The organism is Bosea sp. Tri-49 (genome assembly GCF_003952665.1).
Lineage (GTDB): Bacteria > Pseudomonadota > Alphaproteobacteria > Rhizobiales > Beijerinckiaceae > Allobosea.
In genome coordinates this window covers 4,757,714-4,774,466 of record NZ_CP017946.1, presented here as the reverse complement: position 1 = coordinate 4,774,466, position 16,753 = coordinate 4,757,714, and the positions used below count along the sequence as shown (strand labels likewise).

Annotated in this window: 14 protein-coding genes; 9 read left to right on the top strand and 5 right to left on the bottom strand. The window is 67.5% G+C overall.

The genetic code is table 11. From position 1 onward, the window contains the following. The first annotated feature begins 89 nt into the window (after positions 1–89). Positions 90–1,583, top strand: a complete 1,494-nt coding sequence (locus BLM15_RS23105) for an amidase (RefSeq protein WP_126114958.1) — start codon at positions 90–92, stop codon at positions 1,581–1,583. A gap of 86 nt (positions 1,584–1,669) precedes the next feature. Then, a complete protein-coding gene (locus BLM15_RS23100) occupies positions 1,670–3,256 on the top strand; it encodes an ABC transporter substrate-binding protein (protein WP_126114957.1) in 1,587 nt (528 codons plus the stop codon). A gap of 106 nt (positions 3,257–3,362) precedes the next feature. On the opposite strand, the gene BLM15_RS23095 is transcribed toward BLM15_RS23100, so the two are convergent. The 5 genes from BLM15_RS23095 to BLM15_RS23075 form a co-directional block, all read right to left on the bottom strand. Continuing rightward, positions 3,363–4,961, bottom strand: coding sequence for a gamma-glutamyltransferase (locus BLM15_RS23095; RefSeq protein WP_126114956.1), 1,599 nt, complete (start codon positions 4,959–4,961; stop codon positions 3,363–3,365). A gap of 229 nt (positions 4,962–5,190) precedes the next feature. After that, entirely contained in the window at positions 5,191–5,910 is a 720-nt protein-coding gene (locus BLM15_RS23090) for a hypothetical protein (protein WP_126114955.1), read from the bottom strand. Positions 5,911–5,925: 15 nt separating this feature from the next. Continuing rightward, the gene (locus tag BLM15_RS23085) at positions 5,926–6,600 is read right to left on the bottom strand and encodes a MarR family winged helix-turn-helix transcriptional regulator (RefSeq protein WP_126114954.1); all 675 of its coding nucleotides are present in this window, start codon (positions 6,598–6,600) and stop codon (positions 5,926–5,928) included. A gap of 75 nt (positions 6,601–6,675) precedes the next feature. Then, the gene (locus tag BLM15_RS23080; protein WP_236846387.1) at positions 6,676–7,512 is read right to left on the bottom strand and encodes an endonuclease/exonuclease/phosphatase family protein; all 837 of its coding nucleotides are present in this window, start codon (positions 7,510–7,512) and stop codon (positions 6,676–6,678) included. 182 nt (positions 7,513–7,694) lie between these two features. Next, the gene (locus BLM15_RS23075; RefSeq protein ID WP_126114953.1) at positions 7,695–8,954 is read right to left on the bottom strand and encodes an ROK family transcriptional regulator; all 1,260 of its coding nucleotides are present in this window, start codon (positions 8,952–8,954) and stop codon (positions 7,695–7,697) included. A gap of 168 nt (positions 8,955–9,122) precedes the next feature. Here BLM15_RS23075 and BLM15_RS23070 point away from each other — a divergent pair, with 168 nt between their 5' ends. Genes BLM15_RS23070 through BLM15_RS23040 form a run of 7 tightly spaced genes read left to right on the top strand, consistent with a single transcriptional unit; the run spans position 9,123 to position 16,750 of the window. After that, positions 9,123–10,382, top strand: coding sequence for an extracellular solute-binding protein (locus BLM15_RS23070; protein ID WP_126114952.1), 1,260 nt, complete (start codon positions 9,123–9,125; stop codon positions 10,380–10,382). A 41-nt stretch (positions 10,383–10,423) separates the two neighbouring features. Continuing rightward, on the top strand, positions 10,424–11,350 hold the full coding sequence (locus BLM15_RS23065) for a carbohydrate ABC transporter permease (protein ID WP_126114951.1): 927 nt from the start codon (positions 10,424–10,426) through the stop codon (positions 11,348–11,350). Next, positions 11,350–12,186, top strand: coding sequence for a carbohydrate ABC transporter permease (locus tag BLM15_RS23060; protein WP_126114950.1), 837 nt, complete (start codon positions 11,350–11,352; stop codon positions 12,184–12,186). Before BLM15_RS23065 ends, BLM15_RS23060 begins: the two co-directional genes overlap by 1 nt. 5 nt (positions 12,187–12,191) lie before the next feature. After that, entirely contained in the window at positions 12,192–13,709 is a 1,518-nt protein-coding gene (locus tag BLM15_RS23055; RefSeq protein ID WP_126114949.1) for an argininosuccinate lyase, read from the top strand. After that, entirely contained in the window at positions 13,709–14,776 is a 1,068-nt protein-coding gene (locus BLM15_RS23050; protein ID WP_126114948.1) for an ABC transporter ATP-binding protein, read from the top strand. Before BLM15_RS23055 ends, BLM15_RS23050 begins: the two co-directional genes overlap by 1 nt. Further along, the gene (locus tag BLM15_RS23045) at positions 14,773–15,732 is read left to right on the top strand and encodes a carbohydrate kinase family protein (protein ID WP_236846385.1); all 960 of its coding nucleotides are present in this window, start codon (positions 14,773–14,775) and stop codon (positions 15,730–15,732) included. The genes BLM15_RS23050 and BLM15_RS23045 overlap by 4 nt, the downstream gene beginning before the upstream one ends. Continuing rightward, a complete protein-coding gene (locus tag BLM15_RS23040) occupies positions 15,725–16,750 on the top strand; it encodes an SIS domain-containing protein (protein WP_126114947.1) in 1,026 nt (341 codons plus the stop codon). The genes BLM15_RS23045 and BLM15_RS23040 overlap by 8 nt, the downstream gene beginning before the upstream one ends. The last annotated feature ends 3 nt before the right edge of the window (positions 16,751–16,753 follow it).

Sequence of the window (16,753 nt, the reverse complement as noted above, 5' to 3'; positions counted from 1 at the left end):
CCCGGCGAGGGTTGACGCGGCGGCTGAGGCCGCTTCGACTGGCAGTGCGGACCGAGACGGGCCCGCGCTGACTGCCGGAGCCTTTTGCCGTGACCGAACCCTGCGATCTCGATGCCGTCACCGCCCGCCGCCTGATCGGCGAAAAGAAGCTCTCCGCCACCGAACTGCTCGAAAGTTGCCTGGCCCAGATCGACGCGGTCGACCCTGCCGTCAACGCCATGGTCGCGCGCGACGACGAGCGGGCGCGGGCGACGGCGAAGGCCGCCGACGCTGCTACCATGCGCGGCGACGAGCTGCCGGCGCTGCACGGCCTGCCGATCGGCATCAAGGATCTCGAGGACGTCGCCGGCCTGCGCACCACCTATGGCAGCCCGCTCTTTGCCGAGCATGTGCCGACGAAGGACCAGGGCATCGTCGCCTCAGTGCGGAAGGCCGGCGCCGTCATCGTCGGCAAGACCAACACCCCTGAATGGGGCGCCGGCGCCAACACCCGCAACGCCGTCTACGGCGTCACCGGCAACCCGTTCGATCCCTCGCGCTCGGCCGCCGGCTCCTCCGGCGGCTCCGGCGTCGCGCTGGCGACCAATATGGTGCCAATCGCCACCGGCTCGGACACCGGCGGCTCGCTGCGCAATCCCGCAGCCTTCAACGGCATCGTCGGCTTCCGGCCGTCGCCGGGGCTGGTGCCGAGCGACAAGCGCGCGCTCGGCTGGAATCCGCTCTCGGTGCTAGGCCCGATGGCGCGCACCGTGCCCGATCTCTGCCTGCTGCTCTCGACCATGGTCAGCGACGACGGCGTCGATCCGCTGGCGACCACGATCCATGGCAAGCAGGTGAGAAGGCGCGAGGACTTCGCCCAACCGGACCACTGCGATCTCGCTTCGCTCAAGGTGGCCCTCACCCCGGATTTCGGCTTCGCGCCGACCGAAAAGCACATCCGCGAGGTCTTCGCCGACAAGGTAGGCCGCTTCAGTAAGGTCTTCGGCCGGGCGGATGAGGCAACGCCCAATTGCGCCGGCACCGACGAGAGCTTTGAGGTGCTGCGCGCCGTCAACTTCCTCGCCGGGCAATATGAGCGTGTACGCGACACGTCCGACAAGGTCGGCCCCAATGTCCGCGCCAATGTCGAGGAAGGCCTCCGCTACAGCGCGCTCGACATCACCCGGGCGCTGAAGCAGCAGACGGTGCTCTACCATGAGTGGCAGCGCTTCTTCGACCGCTACGACGTCATCCTTTCGCCCGCGATGACGCTCTCCCCGCGGCCCTGGTCGGAGCTCTATCCCGCCGAGATCGACGGCAAGCCGACGCGCACCTATTTCCACTGGCTCGCCATGGCCTATGCGGTGACGATCGTCGGCCATCCCGCGATCTCGCTGCCGGTCGGGCTCGATCGCAACGGCATGCCCTTCGGCCTGCAGATCGTCGGCCCGCGCGGCGGTGACGCCAAGGTGCTTGCGGTCGCGGCAGCGCTCGAGTCACTCTTGGCGAGCGATCCGCTGACGGCGCGCCCCGTGCCCGACATCGCCAAGCTGAAGGCCGCGCCGAGGCTCGCGGACAGCCCGAATTTCCTCGGCTTCGACTAGTCGAAGCACGCAACTTTCCAAGCCACAACAGCAGGACGACCGCAGTTTGTAGCCGCACGATCCAACCATAAAAGGGGAGAGACCATATGAAGCGTCGTCAGTTCCTGCAGGGCACGGCCGCCGCCGCCCTGTTCGCTCCAGCGCTCGCTCGGGAGGCGATGGCGCAAGCGCCGAGCGCAACCGTGCTCAAGATGGCGCCACAAGCCAACCTCACCTCGCTCGATCCGATCTGGACGACGGCGACCGTGACCAACAATCACGGCTACTACGTCTACGACACCCTCTATGGCGGCGATCTCGACCTGAAGCCGCAGCCGCAAATGGCCGAGGGCCACGAGATCTCCGCCGACGGCAAGGTCTGGAAGATCAAGCTGCGCGAGGGCCTCGCCTTCCATGACGGCCAGCCGGTCCGCTCGGCCGACTGCATCGAGAGCCTGAAGCGCTGGTGCCAGCGCGACCCCTACGGCCAGCTCCTGATCAAGGCCGTCGAGGCCTGGGGCGCGCCGGACGAGCGCACCATCGAGATCAAGCTGACCCGGCCCTTCCCGATGATGCTCGACTGCATGGCCAAGGCGGACAATCCGCCCTTCGTCATGCCCGAGCGCCTGGCCAAGACCGAGGCGACCAAGCAGGTCACCGAGATGACCGGCTCGGGCCCCTACAAGTTCGTCGCCAGCGAATATGTCTCGGGCAGCCGCGTCGTCTACGAGAAGAACGAGGCCTACAAGCCGCGCAGCGAGCCGCCCAGCCGCAATGCCGGCGGCAAGGTCGCGCATTTCAAGCGGATCGAATGGCCGATCCTGCCCGATCCAGCGACCGCCGCCGCGGCGCTGACCAAGGGCGAGATCGATTGGTGGGAGCGCCCGCTCGCCGACCTGCAGCCGCTGCTGGCCCGGAGCCCGGACGTCGTCCGCGAGGTCATCGACAAGAACGGCCGCGGCTCGATCATGCGGCTGAACCACCTACAGCCGCCCTTCAACAACCCGAAGGTGCGTGCCGCGGTCCGCCTCGCGGTCAACCAGGAAGACTACATGCGGGCGTCGCAGGGCGACGACACCACAGCCTGGCAGGTCTGCCGGAACCTGTGGTGGCGCGGCACGCCCTATTACACCGGCGAGCTCGAGGACCTGATGCCGCAGAGCCTCGACAAGGCTAAGGCAGCGCTGAAGGACTCCGGCTACAAGGGCGAGAAGGTCGTCATCATCAACCCCACCGACTTCCCCGATATCGGCCCGCTCGGCGACGTCACCTACGAGCTGCTGAAGTCGATGGGCATGAATGTCGAGATGGCGGCGAGCGACTGGGGCACGGTGATCCAGCGCCGCAACAGCCGCGAGCCGGTCGAGAAGGGCGGCTGGAGCATCTTCCACACCACCGGCGCAGCGGTCGGCTGGGGCAACCCGGCCCTGTCCAACCTTGTGCGCGGCCCTGGCGAGAAGGGCTGGTTCGGCTGGTGGACCAACGCCAAGGCCGAGGAGATGGCCGAAGAATGGCTCTACGCGCCCGACGAGGCCAAGCAGAAGCAGGTCGCGGTCGCGCTCGGGCGGCTGGCGCTCGAGGAATGCGCCACCATCCCGCTCGGCCAGTTCGTGATCAAGACAGCCTATCGCAAGGGCCTGACCGGCATGCTGCCGGGCTCGGCGCCTTATCCGTGGGGGCTGAAGCGAGTGTGATAGCCCGCCGTCATTCTCGGGCGGCGCGCAGCGCCGACCCGAGAATCTCGTGACGAGAAGACACCGGTTTCAGAGATGCTCGGGCCAAGCCCGAGCATGACGAGTGCTAAGCCGCCGCCACCGCAGCCGACCAAGGCGAGGCGGCGTCGCTGATGCCCTCCTGTCCGTCCTGTCCGGTCCGCACGATGTTCGGGCAGGCGAAGTTGAGCGGCAGCACGCCGTGCTCGACCACCGTCAGCGGGCCGGCCGCCGCCAGCGCATCGAGCGTGCCAACAGGCAGGCGCGCATCGGCGCTGGTGCCGTCGGGGCCGGAGACATCGATGCGCGGCTGGTGCGCGGCATCCTCCAGGCTCATGCCGCTGTCGAGGGTAAAGGCCAGCATCTGGTAGACGCTGGCGAGGATCCGCCGTCCGCCCGAGGCGCCTGCGCCATGGCGCGGAAAGCCGCCATCGGCCGGCGTCACCACCACCGGGCACATGTTGCAGAGCGGGCGGGCGCCGGGTGCGATCGCATTGGCGCTGCCCGGGCGCGGGTCGAACCACATCATGCCGTTGTTCATCAGCACGCCGGTCTCCGGTAGGACTAGACGGCTGCCCATCGAGGAGAGCAGGGTCGTGGTCAGCGCGACGATCGTGCCCTCGCCGTCGACGACGGTGAGATGCGTGGTGCAGGTCTCGGCCGACTCCTTCGCCATCTGCGCCGCGCCGAGCCCTTCGAGCCGGCTGGCATAAGCTTCGCGCATCACCTGCGAGAGCCTCGCAAACCAGGCCGAGTCCGGCCCGCCCTCCGGCGGCGGGCTCGCGGCCATCCCCTCGACCACCGCCTGCAGAGTCGGCGCCGCAGTCAAACCACCGGCCGTGTGGATCCGGTGCGTGCCGCGCCAGTCGATCACCGGCGCCTCGCGCACGGTCGCATGACAGCCGGCCAAATCTTGCGCATCGACCACGCCACCGGCAGCGGCGATGTCGGCAGCCAGCCGCGCTGCCAGCTCGCCGCGGTAGAAATCGTCGAGCCCAGCCCTGGCGAGATGCTCCAGCGTCGCGTCGAGATTGCCAAGCTTCCTGAAACCCGGCACGCCCTGATAGGGCGGCACCGGCGGCAGGCCGTCCGGCAGGTAGATGCGGGCACTCTCTTCATAGAGCCTGAGCACCGAAGCCGAGGAAGCGATCTTCAGCGTCGTGTACCAGTCCTGCGCCAGCCCGCGCCGGGCCAATGCGATCGCAGGCGCGAGCAGTTCGGAGACCGGCATACTCGTCCCGAAACTCTCCTTCAGTTTCGCGTAGCCGGCGACCGAGGACGGGATGCAGAAGGAGAGCGGGCCGTGGATGTTGCGATCGTCGACCACGCCCGGCCAAGCGAACAGGTCGAGCTTCATCTCGCCGGTCAGCGGATAATCGGCCGGATCGGCGCGGCGTGGCGCGACTGGGCCGAAATCGACGACCTGTGCCCGGCTCTCGCCGGCCTTGAGCACGACGCCGAAGCCGATACCACCGAGCCCGCTGTTCCAGGGCTCGACCGCAGCCAGCGCAAAGGCCGCCGCGACCGCGGCATCAGCCGCATTGCCACCGGCTTCGAGGATCGCCACCCCGGCCGCCGCCGCCTCATGGTTTTGCGAGACGACGATGCCATTGCGTCCGCGCGCCGAAGGCTTGGTCAAGCTCCAGTTCTGGGTGCGATAGGCGCGTTGCGACGAAGCAGCAGGCATGGCGGTCTCGGTTGAGGATGAAGGCGACCGGCATCGTGGCACGCATGTTCGGAAAGGTCATCGCCCGGTGATGCGGAGCGGCTCCGCGCCGCGCGTCGGTCCCGCTGCGCCATCCTGCTGGATCGACCGGGGCGTTCTGTGCGAGGTTTGCCACTCCTTCTCTATCGTCTGGAGGGGGAAATCCGGGCGGCGCGGCGATGGCAGTCGGCGCGCCGCCTACTGTTTGCGCCTACTTCGCCGGCGTGACCTTGCCGGGCAGGCTGAGATTGCCCGAGGCGACCTTGAAGACATTGGCGACGCAGAGCAACGGCGCATGCAGGTTGGCGTTGACGCGCAGGCCCGCGGTGACGCCGTCGAAGGAGGCGCCCTTCAGCGCGCCGAGCTTGTCGAGCGGGACATGGACCTCGACCGTGCTGCCGGAAAGCGCGGTCTTGTAGGCCGGGCTGTCGATCAGGAGCGGCACGCCGGGCCAGGTCTCGGGCACACGCGGCTTTGCCCCATCGGGAATATCGCGCACCTTCAGCCCGCCACCGCAGGCCTTGTCCTCGGCTAGCACGACCCAGTGCGGGTGCCAGACGTCGCGATTCCTGGCACCCTTGGCGCCATCGTCGAAATCGGGGTGGAAGGTGACGGCGAGCGCGACGATGCCCTGGCCCTTGTCGAAGCCGACCTCGGCGCTGTCGAGCGAGGTCGGCCAGACATAGGCATAGACCTCGGAGCCGGCGAACTTGCCGGTCGCGGCGGGCTTGGCGGCGCCGGCATCGCCACGCAGGCGGCTGCGGAAGATTGCATGGCCGTGATCGGTGGTGATCGCAGTCTCGACGATGTCGAACGAGGCCTGCACGGCCTGATTGCCGGCGCTCTTGATCTCATGTGCCCCGGCAGCGCCGATAAGGCACAGCGCGGCCGTTGCGGCGAGGCCGATGCCCCGCAGCCCAAATCTCTTCATGGTGTTTGGTCCTTCCTAGCGGTTCGTCTGGAGGGGTGCGGAAGCCGTTGTGAAAGCCCGCCAGGTGGCAGCCTGGGCGGACGGCTCCGCGGTTTCATGCTCGCCGCAATCGAGCCGGAGATGCCGGGTCCCGAAAGCGGCGTTCACGAAGGCGCAATGATGCGGCGTATCAATGCCGGGATGGGCGTTCGGCCGGAAATGGCGGCAGGTCACACACGTCCGCTGCTCCGGCAGGGCGCCTGCAATCTGCAGCGAGCGGATCAGCTTGACGACGAGCAGGAGCAGATCGGCCTGCTCGGCGGCGGACAGGCCAGCCAATGCTGTATCGGTCGCCATGGTGGAAAGCCCGATCGCCTTGACCGCATCGCGTCCCGCCTCGGTGACCCGTACCGCGACGGCACGCGCATCGCTGGCATCCGGCCCCTTGGTGACCAGCCGCTTGCGCTCCAGCGCCGCAATCGAATCCGTCGCGGTCGGTTGCGTCACCCCGAGATGCTCGGCGATCGCCCGGACGCGCATTCCCGCTTCACCGCGACCGGCCAGAAATGAGAGGACATGGGCCTGGGTCGGGTTGAGCCCGGCCGCATTGGCCGCCGACCACTGATCAGCCTTCAGCACGCTCGCCAGCCGCTCCAGCCCATCCCGGAGACGGCGCGGCAGGGGTTCGGAGCTGGCATCGAAGAACGACATGCCTATTGAATAGGATTCCTATTTAAAACCGTCAAGCTGAATAGTAGCCCGCCCGCCCTCAGCCGACAGATTGCTCTAATGCGCCTGGCGCTCCTCGCCCGGCAGATGCACCACCGCCTTGATCGGCAAGTGGTCGGAGGCCAGCCGCGACAATGCGGTGTCGTGGAGTTCAACCTGGGTGATGGTCTCGGCCGGGTAGGCGACGATACGATCGAGCGCCCAGATCGGGAAACGCGAGGGGAAGCTCGGGATCGCAGCCTGCAGCGGCCCGAATTTCGGCGCGAGGCCGTGCAGCGTCGACTTCTTGCCGACCCGCCATTCATTCAGGTCGCCCATCAGGAAGATCGGCCGGCCGTCCGTCGGCTTGGAAGCGGCGATCAAGGTCTCGACCTGACGCGAGCGCGAATGGCGCAGGAGCCCGAGATGGGCGGCGACCACGCGGATCGGCGCGCGGGAGATGGTCAGATCGGCGATCAGCGCGCCACGCGGCTCGACGCCGGGCAGGACAAGCTGCCGAGTCGCGGTGACCGCCCCATCACGGAAGAGCACGACATTGCCGTGCCAGCCATGGCCCTGCCAGGCGCTCTGCACCGGCACCGGCTTCAGCCCGGTGCGACGTTCGAGGCGGACAAGGTCGAGCAGCCCGGAGCGCTCTCCGAAGCGCTGGTCGGCCTCCTGCAGCGCGACGACATCGGCGTCGATCTGCCTGAGCACCTCGATGATCCGGTCCGGATCGAAACGGCGATCGCGCCCCACGGCCTTGTGGATGTTGTAGGAGGCAACCCGCAATTCCGCCGCCGGTGGTGCACTTGCAAGCGCCTGCTGTCCGACGGCCTCGCGCGTCCAGCTCGACATCTGCGGTGGGCGCAGCGCCCGGATCCGGCGCAGACCGCGCCCTTCGAACTCTAGCATCGAGCCGGCATCTCCAATCGTTCGCCCCGGCTCGTTAGCAAGAGCCTTGCCAAGATCAATCCCCGAGAGGCGCGACGGTTCGATCGGCACCGGGCGAACGACTCGCCTGATTGAGCGTTAGCGGAAAAACCGGACCGGCGCAGCTTGCGGTTCGTCACGTCTGCGGCATCGCGGTCGGCCGCCTATGACGCGGCAGCGCTATTTGGTGCGGCAGGCGGGGCTGGCTCGGCCATGGCGGCATTACGCACCAGCCGCGGCGCGATCGCATCGAGCAGGGGCAGCGCCGCAGCCCCGAGCGCCGCCGTGAGCTGTCCGGTCGTGCCGCGTTGGAGGCGGGGCGTGGCTCGGCCATCGCGGCGGGCGACAGACAGGGGCAACGGCTCGACTGCGGCGATCAGGGCATCGATGACGCTGTCCGGCAGCCCACCTCCAAGGATGATCGTCTCCGGGTCGAACAGATTCTCCAGCATGGCGAGCACCGGTGCGAGCAGTGGTCCGGCCTGAGCGATCCACCCCAGCACGGCCGGATGCCCTTCGGCGTGAAGCCCGGCGACGCTGGCCGCATCGACCTGGGTGATCCCCGCCTGCCGCAGCGTGCCCTGCAAGGCCGAAGGCGAGACATAGCTTTCAAGGCAGCCCTGCCGGCCGCAGATGCAGGGCAGCCCCTGCGGCACCACCGGGACATGGCCGAGCTCGCCAGCATTACCGAAGGCGCCGCGATAAGGCTCGCCACCGAGCATCAGCCCAAGGCCGAGCCCGAGCCCGAAATAGACCAGGCAGAAATGCCGGAGGTTCCGGCCAATGCCATAGAGATGCTCGCCGACGGCCGCTGCCGTCGCATCGTTCTCGACCGTCACGGAGGTCGCCAGCGCGGCGCTCATCAGCGCGGTGACGTCGCGTCCCGTCCAGCCAGGCAGCGCCGTCGAGCCGACGGTGATCGTCCCTTCGAAATCGAACGGGCCGGGCATCACCACGCCGCAGCCGAGCAGGCGCTCCGGCAGGCCTCTCGTCGCCCGCGCCCGCTTGAGCTCTGCCGCCGCCAGAGCCTGCACCGCTTCGACCGAGATATCCGGCAAAGGCACGACGCGCTGCGCCCTGATCTCGCCGGTGAGATCGACCAGCACGGTCGTAATGTGGTCGGCAGCGATTTCCATGCCGGCGCTCACGCCGCCATCGGCATTGAGCGCGAACTCGACCGGGGGCTGGCCACGCGCCGTGCGCCGGCGGCCGAGCTCAACCAGAAAGCCCTCTTCCAGCAATTCGGCGACGATGTTCGAGACCGCCTGTGCCGTCAGCCGCGTCAGATTGGCGATGTCGGAGCGGCCGAGCCGGCCATGCTGGCGCAGCGTCTCGAGCACGACGCGCCGGTTATGGTGGCGCGCCCGTTCGGGATTGGCGCCGAGGGCGACGCTCTGCGCGGCTGGAGGTTTGCGGTGCGGCATCGTGGGTCGGCCCGTCCTGTGCGCACAAGCTGCGACGGTCATTAATCAAACTCAAGTGAATTAATCTATTGACAGAGGACGAGCTGCGGGAAAGCATGCCTGCCGAACGTCCGGCAGCCGGGAGCGAGCATGCGATCGGACGTCGCAACGAGACGGGGAGGAAGACCCATGCGCGGCTTTCGTGGACTGGTTCTGGGTGTGTTGATGTCGGTCGGCGCCATTGCTGGCGCCCGCGCCCAGGCGGTCGAGATTGAGTACTGGCAATATGTGTTCGACGCCCGCATCAAGGCGATGAACGAGCTGATCAAACGCTTCGAGGCCGCCAATCCCGGCATCAAGGTCAAGCACACGACCTTCCCCTATGCCGACTACCAGACCAAGATCGCCGCCGCCGTGCCGGCCGGCCAGGGCCCGGACGTGGTCCAGCTCTATTATGGCTGGCTCGACAATTTCGTCGGCGCCAAGTTCATCCAGCCGCTGCCGCGCGACGCCTTCCCGCACGATGTGATCGAGAAGGAATTCTACCCGATCGTCCAGACGATGAAGCGCGACGGCGAGTATTACGGCCTGCCGACCGCGGTCCGCACGCTGGCGCTGTTCTACAACAAGAAGCTGTTCCAGGAGGCCGGGCTCGACCCGAACAAGCCACCGCAGACGCTCGACGAATATCTCGAAGCCGCCAAGAAGACGGTGAAGCGCGATGCCGCTGGCAACATGCTCTCGGCCGGCGCCGTGATCGACATGCCGGGCCAGGACCTGCACTGGTGGCGCGAGGTGCTGCTGCGTCAGATGGGTGGCAAGCCCTATTCCGACGACAACAAGACCGTCGCCTATGACAGCGAGGCCGGTGCCAAGGCACTGAACTGGTATGCCGACCTGCAACGCGTCCATAAGGTCGGCCAGGCCGGCTTCATGGACGAGGGTCAGGCGGCCTTCCGCGCCGGCCGCGCCGCGATGACGGTCGACGGCTCGTTCCGCCTCGGCGCCTTCGGCGGTATCAAGAACTTCGAATGGGGCGTCGCCGAGCTGCCGGCGAGCGCCGACGGCAAGCGCTCGAACTTCGCCAGCTACTGGGTCAACGCCATCACAGCCAAGCCGACCGGCGCCAAGCTCGAAGCCGCCAAGAAGTTCATGGCCTTCACGACCTCGCCGGAGGCCATGCAGGTCTGGCTCGACATGGTCGGCGAGCTCCCCGCCCGCAAGGCGGCGGCCGAAACCGAGAAGAACCTCGCGCACCCCATCTACGGCCCCTTCCTCAAGGCGCTGAACTATTCGCAGGCGACAGTCTTCGTCGACGAACTGGCCCAGCGCCAGGTCGGGCTCGACATGGCCAACCGGGTCTTCATCCAGAACCAGGACGCCAAGGCCTCGCTCGCCGAAGCGGCCAAGGCCGAGCAGGCGATACTCGACCGCTTCTACAAGAAGTGATCGCGGCTGCCTGAAGCCACCCCGACACGGCAGGACACGCCATGACCGCCAATACCGAAGTCGCCCGCTCCAGCGGGCGCCTCTGGCAGGGCCTCACCTTGCAGCAGAAGCAGGTGGTCTGGGCCTGGGGCTTCCTTGCCGTGCCGATCCTGTTCTATGGGCTGATCCGCTTCTACCCGACGGTCGAGGCTTTCGTGATCTCGACCACGAACTGGAACCTGATGAATTCGCCGTCCTTCGTCGGGCTGGCGAACTTCAAGCGACTGATGGCCGATCCGGTGTTCTGGCAGGTGTTCCGCAACACCTTCCTCTATCTCATCATCGGCACGCCGCTCAGCCTCGTCCTCGCCTTTACCATCGCCTACCATCTCGACCGCGTCCGCTTCATGCACGGCTTCATCCGGGCGCTGTATTTCCTGCCGTTCCTGACCACGGCGACGGCGATGGCCTGGGTCTGGCGCTGGTTTTACCAGCCCGTGCCGATCGGCCTGATTAACGACGTCATCTCCTCCCTCGGCTTCTCCCAGCAGCCCTTCCTGCGCTCGACGACACAGGCGCTGCCGGCCGTGCTGGCTCCCGCGATCTGGGCCGGCCTCGGCTTCCAGGTCGTGATCTTCCTCGCCGGCCTGCGCGCCATCCCGACGACCTATTACGAGGCGGCGCGGATCGACGGCGTCTCCGACTTCGCCATCCTGCGCAAGATCACGCTGCCCTTGCTCAAGCCGACGATCATCTTCCTGGTCGTCTTCTCCTCGATCGGCTTCCTGCGCATCTTCGACCAGGTCTACAATATGACCAGCGGCGATCCCGGCGGCCCGCTCAACGCGACCAAGCCGCTGGTGCTGATGATCTATCAGACCGCCTTCTCGTCCTTCGACATGGGCTATGCGGCGGCACAGACCGTCGTGCTCTTCCTCGTCCTGCTCTGCGTCTCGCTGCTGCAGCTGCGCCTGCTGAGGGATCGCTGATGACCGGCTCCTCTCTCATGCAGCGCTTCGCGCCCGGCCGCGTCCTCGTCTGGCTGCTACTGCTGGCCGGCGGCCTCCTGATGCTGACGCCGCTGCTCTTCATGTTCTCGACCTCGCTGAAGGATTCGGCCGATATCTACGATCTCCGGCTGATCCCGGCGGCGCCCACCCTCGACAACTACAAGACAGTGCTCTCGGACGGGCGCTTCCTGCGCTGGTTCTGGAACTCGCTGGCGATCGCGACCATCGTCACCTTGTCGAATGTCTTCTTTGACAGCCTCGTCGGCTACACCCTGGCGAAGTTCCAGTTCCGCGGCCGCTATCTCGTCTTCCTGGCGATCCTCTCGACGCTGATGATCCCGACCGAGATGCTGGTCATCCCCTGGTACGTCATGGCCAAGAACTTCGGCTGGCTCGACAGCTACTGGGGCATCATGTTCCCGGGCATGATGACGGCCTTCGGCACCTTCCTGATGAAGCAGTTCTTCGAGACGGTGCCGAACGACTTCCTCGAGGCGGCGCGCGTCGACGGCCTCAACGAGTTCGCGATCTTCTGGCGCATCGCCCTGCCGCTGGTGACGCCGGCGCTGTCGGCGCTGGCGATCTTCACTTTCCTCAGCAACTGGACGGCCTTCATCTGGCCGCTGATCGTGACGACGAGCAAGGAACTCTACACGCTCCCGGTCGGGCTCGCCTCCTTCGCGGTCGAATCGCAGATCCAGTGGGAGCTGATCATGACCGGCGCGGCGCTGGCGACGATCCCGACGCTCGCCGTCTTCCTGCTGCTCCAGCGCTACATCGTCCGCGGCGTCGTGCTCGCCGGGCTCAAGGGATAGTTGCGATGACCGCCCATACCGATCCGCGCACCAGCGACAGCTCCGTCTTTCCCGATCCGGTCTACAAGGAGACGGTGCTGCGCCCGCTCTTCGACGCGGTGAAAACGCATCATATCGAGGGTTTCCGCGCCGTCGATCGCGCCCATCTCGTCATGCTCGCCGAAACAGGCATCCTCCCGCGCGGCACAGCTGCCGAGATCGCCCGCGCCCTGATCGAGATCGAGCGCGAGATCGACCCGGCGGCGCTGACCTATACCGGCGAGGTTGAGGATTATTTCTTCCTGGTCGAGGCAGAGCTGCGCAAGCGCCTGAAAGCTGATGACAACGGTCGCCTGCACACTGGCCGCTCGCGCAACGATATCGAGCACACCCTGTTCAAGCTGGCGTTGAAGCCCAGGCTCGACAAGCTCGCTGGCCAGCTGCGCGCCCTGATCGGAGCCGCGCTGACGCTGGCAGAGCGCGAGAAGGCGACATTGATCGTCGCTTATACCCATGGCCAGCCGGCTCAGCCCTCGACGCTCGGCCATTACCTTTCGGCCGCGATCGAGGTGATGCTGCGCGACCACCAGCGCCTGGTGCAGGCGCGCGAGCTTCTCGATCTCTGCCCGCTCGGCGCCGCCGCGATCACCACCTCGGGCTTCCCGCTCGACCGCCACCGCACCGCGCATCTGCTCGGCTTCAAGGCGCCCTTGCAGAATTCCTATGGCTGCATCGCCGCCGTCGACTACGTCACCGGCGTGTTCAGCGCGGTCGAGCTGGTCTTCCTGCATCTCGGACGGCTGATCCAGGACCTGCAGTTCTGGACTGCCTTCGAGGTCGGCCAGATCTACGTGCCGAATGCCTTCGTGCAGATCTCCTCGATCATGCCGCAGAAGCGCAATCCGGTGCCGATCGAGCATCTGCGCCACCTCGCCTCGCAAACGGTGAGCCGCGCCCGGCTCGTGCGCGACGTCGTCCACAACACGCCGTTCACCGACATGAACGACAGCGAGGGCGAGACCCAGGAAGCCGGCTACCAGAGCTTCGAGAGCGGCGGACGCGTGCTCGACCTGCTGGCAGCACTGCTGCCGGCGCTGTCGGTCGACGGCCGCCGCGTCGCCGAGACCATCCGACGCTCCTGCATCACCATCACCGAGCTCGCCGACACCCTGGTGCGCAAGGAAAACCTCTCCTTCCGCGCCGCCCACGAGGTCGCTTCGTCCGTGGCGCGCGCTGTCGTCGCTCGCGATGGCGACCTGCCGCGCGATGGCTATGAGCCCTTCGCCGAGGCCTTCCGCCACGTTGCCGGCCGTGAACCGGCCCTGACGCGCGACGACTTCGCCACTGCGGTCTCGCCCGAGAACTTCGTCGCCCTGCGCGAGCGCTTCGGCGGACCGGGTCCCAAGGCACTCGGCGAGGCGCTGGCCGGCTACCGGGCCGAACTCGCCGCGACCGAAGATACCGCCGCAGCCATTGCCAAGCGCGAGCAGGCTGCACGCAACGAACTCGACGCCGCCTTCACCGCCCTTGCAGGAGCCGCCTGATGGCCGGGATCGCGATCGACAAACTGGTCAAGCGCTATGGCGCGACGCAGGTCGTGCACGGCATCGACTTGACGATCGAGGACGGCGAGTTCGTCGTCTTCGTCGGCCCCTCCGGCTGCGGCAAGTCGACGACCTTGCGCATGATCGCCGGGCTCGAGGACATCAACGACGGCACGATCTCGATCGGCGGCCAGGTCGTGAACCGGCTCGAGCCGAAAGAGCGGAACATCGCCATGGTGTTCCAGAACTACGCGATCTACCCGCATATGAGCGTCGCCGAGAACATCGCCTTCGGACTCTACACCTCGGGGCTCGACAAGGCCGCCAAGCGCAAGCGCGTCGAGGAGGTCGGCGAGGTGCTCGGCCTGACGCCGCTGCTGGAACGCCGCCCGTCCGCGCTTTCCGGCGGCCAGCGCCAGCGCGTCGCGATCGGGCGCGCCATGGTGCGCGACCCTGCCGTCTTCCTGTTCGATGAACCGCTCTCCAATCTCGACGCGCAATTGCGCGCGCAGATGCGGCTCGAGATCAAGCGCCTGCACCAGCGGCTCGGCACCACCATCGTCTTCGTCACCCATGACCAGGTCGAAGCGATGACGCTGGCCGACCGGATCGTGGTGATGCGCGATGGCCATATCCTCCAGGTCGGCGCGCCAATGGAGCTTTACGAGAAGCCGGCCGACGTCTTCACCGCCCGCTTCATCGGTTCGCCGACAATGAACGTCGTTCCCGCAAAGGCGACCGCGGAGGCTGGCCGCAGCGTGCTGCAGCTCGGCGAAACACCGCTCGCCTGGCCTGCAGCGCTCCCGACCGATGTCCTCGTCGGCGTCCGGCCGCAGGAACTGCGCGTGCTGGAGCAAGGCGAAGGTGCCGACCTCGTCCTGTCCGGCACGGTCGCGGTCGTCGAGCCGCTCGGCCCGGAGACCTTCGTCCATGTCGAGGCTGAAGGCGGGCTGCTGCTCGCCTCGGCTTCGGCCAAGAACCCGCCCGCCGTCGGCAGCGCCGTCAGGCTCGGCGCCCCGGCTTCGGCGCTGCGCCTGTTCGACGCCAAGAGCGAGCGCGCCTTGTGACGTCCCGGCTATCTCGGCCGGACGGCCTCGTCCTGAGCACCGGCCGGCTCTATTGCGATCTTGTATTCCGCGGGCTCGACGCGATGCCGCGCCTCGGCGAGGAGCGCTTCGCCGACGACATTGCGATCGTACCGGGCGGCGGCGGCTTCATCACCGCCGCACATCTCGTCGGGCTCGGCCGCGCTGCCGCTTTGCTGGCGCGCCTTGGCGAAGACCCATTCTCGCAATCGCTCCTGCCCGCGCTCGAAGGCAGTGGCGTCGATCTCGCCTTTCTGGAGCGTGCCGCCGATGCCGGCCCGCAGCTCACCGTCGCCATGGTGCAGGATGGCGAGCGCGCCTTCCTCTCCAGGCGCGCCGGCTCCGCTCGTCCCGCGACGCTTCCCACCGCACTCGGCGATGTCCGCGCCTGCCACCTCCATATCGCCGAATTCGCGACGCTGGCCGAGATCCCGCCTCTGGTGACCGACGCCCGGCATCATGGCCTCACCGTCTCGCTCGATCCGAGCTGGGACGACACGCTGATCCGCTCGCCCGACCTCGTCGAGCGCTGCACCGGCGTCGATATCTTCCTGCCGAATGCATCCGAAGCCCGCGCGATCGCGGCCTGTAACGATCTAGACGAAGCAGGCCGGCGGCTCGCCCGGCATTTTTCGCTGGTGGCGATCAAGGATGGTGGCGCCGGCGCTCGCCTCTACCAGGGCAATGAGTGCCTTACGCTTCCCGCCGCGCCGTGCCAGGCCGTGCTCGACACCACCGGCGCAGGTGACGCCTTCAACGCCGGCTTCCTCGCCGCATGGCTCGCCGGGAGGATGCCCGAACGCGCCCTCGCCGAAGGCATCGCCTGTGGTACGCTCTCCGTCCAGAGTGTCGGCGGCGCCGGCCGCAAGCTGGACCCGCGCCAGGTCGCTCTCATCGCCGACCAATTGCTCGAAGGGCCCTTGCGCCGCCATGGCTGAAGCCCTGCTCACTTGCGAGGCGGCGGAAGCCGCCGCTGTCGCGCGCCGCCAATTCATGGAGAACGGCGCGATCGTCGCCGATCTCGTCCAGCGCCTGCGCATCAAGCGGCCGGCTTTCGTCGCGACCTGTGCACGCGGTTCCTCAGACCATGCAGCGAGCTATGGCAAATACCTGATCGAGCGCGCGCTCGGCCTGCCCGTCGCTTCGTTGGGGCCGAGCCTCGCCTCGGTCTATGGCGGCGAGCTCGACCTCTCCCGTGCTCTGTTCATCGCTGTCTCGCAATCCGGCCGCAGTCCCGATGCGCTGCTGCTGACCGAGGCGGCTAAGCGCGCCGGTGCACTCGTTGTCGGCTTCGTCAACGACGAGACCTCGCCCCTCGCCGGCATGGTCGACATGCTGGTGCCGCTGCGAGCAGGGCCCGAACGCAGCGTCGCCGCGACCAAGAGCTTCCTCGCGACCTGCCTTGCTTTCCTGCACCTCACAGCGGAATGGGCGCGGGACGACGCCCTGCGCGCCGCGCTTACACAGGCGCCCGAGGCGCTCGACGCCGCCGGGCACTGCGACTGGAAACCGGCTCTGTTGTCCTGGCGCGAGGCCCGCAGCCTCTATCTGATCGGCCGGGGCCTCTCCTTCGGCATCGCCCAGGAGATCGCCCTCAAGTTCAAGGAGACCTGCCGCATCCACGCCGAGGCCTTCAGCGCCGCTGAGGTTCTGCACGGTCCGCTGGCGCTGGTCGAGCCCGGCTTTCCGGCGCTGGCGCTCGATCCGGGGGACGAGGGCAGCGAAAGCGTCTGCGACGCCGCCACCGCCTTCACGGGCCTCGGCGCCGATCTGCGCTATGCCGGCCGCAGGGCCAACCCAGAAGAGAGCCTGCCGCTGCCACCAGACCTGCCAGCGGCTTTGCTGCCGCTGGCGCAGGTTCGCGCCTTCTATGGCGCGGTTGCGGCGCTGGCAGAGAGCCGCGGCCTCGATCCCGACCGTCCGCCCCACCTCTCCAAGGTGACGCGGACAGTCTGAGCC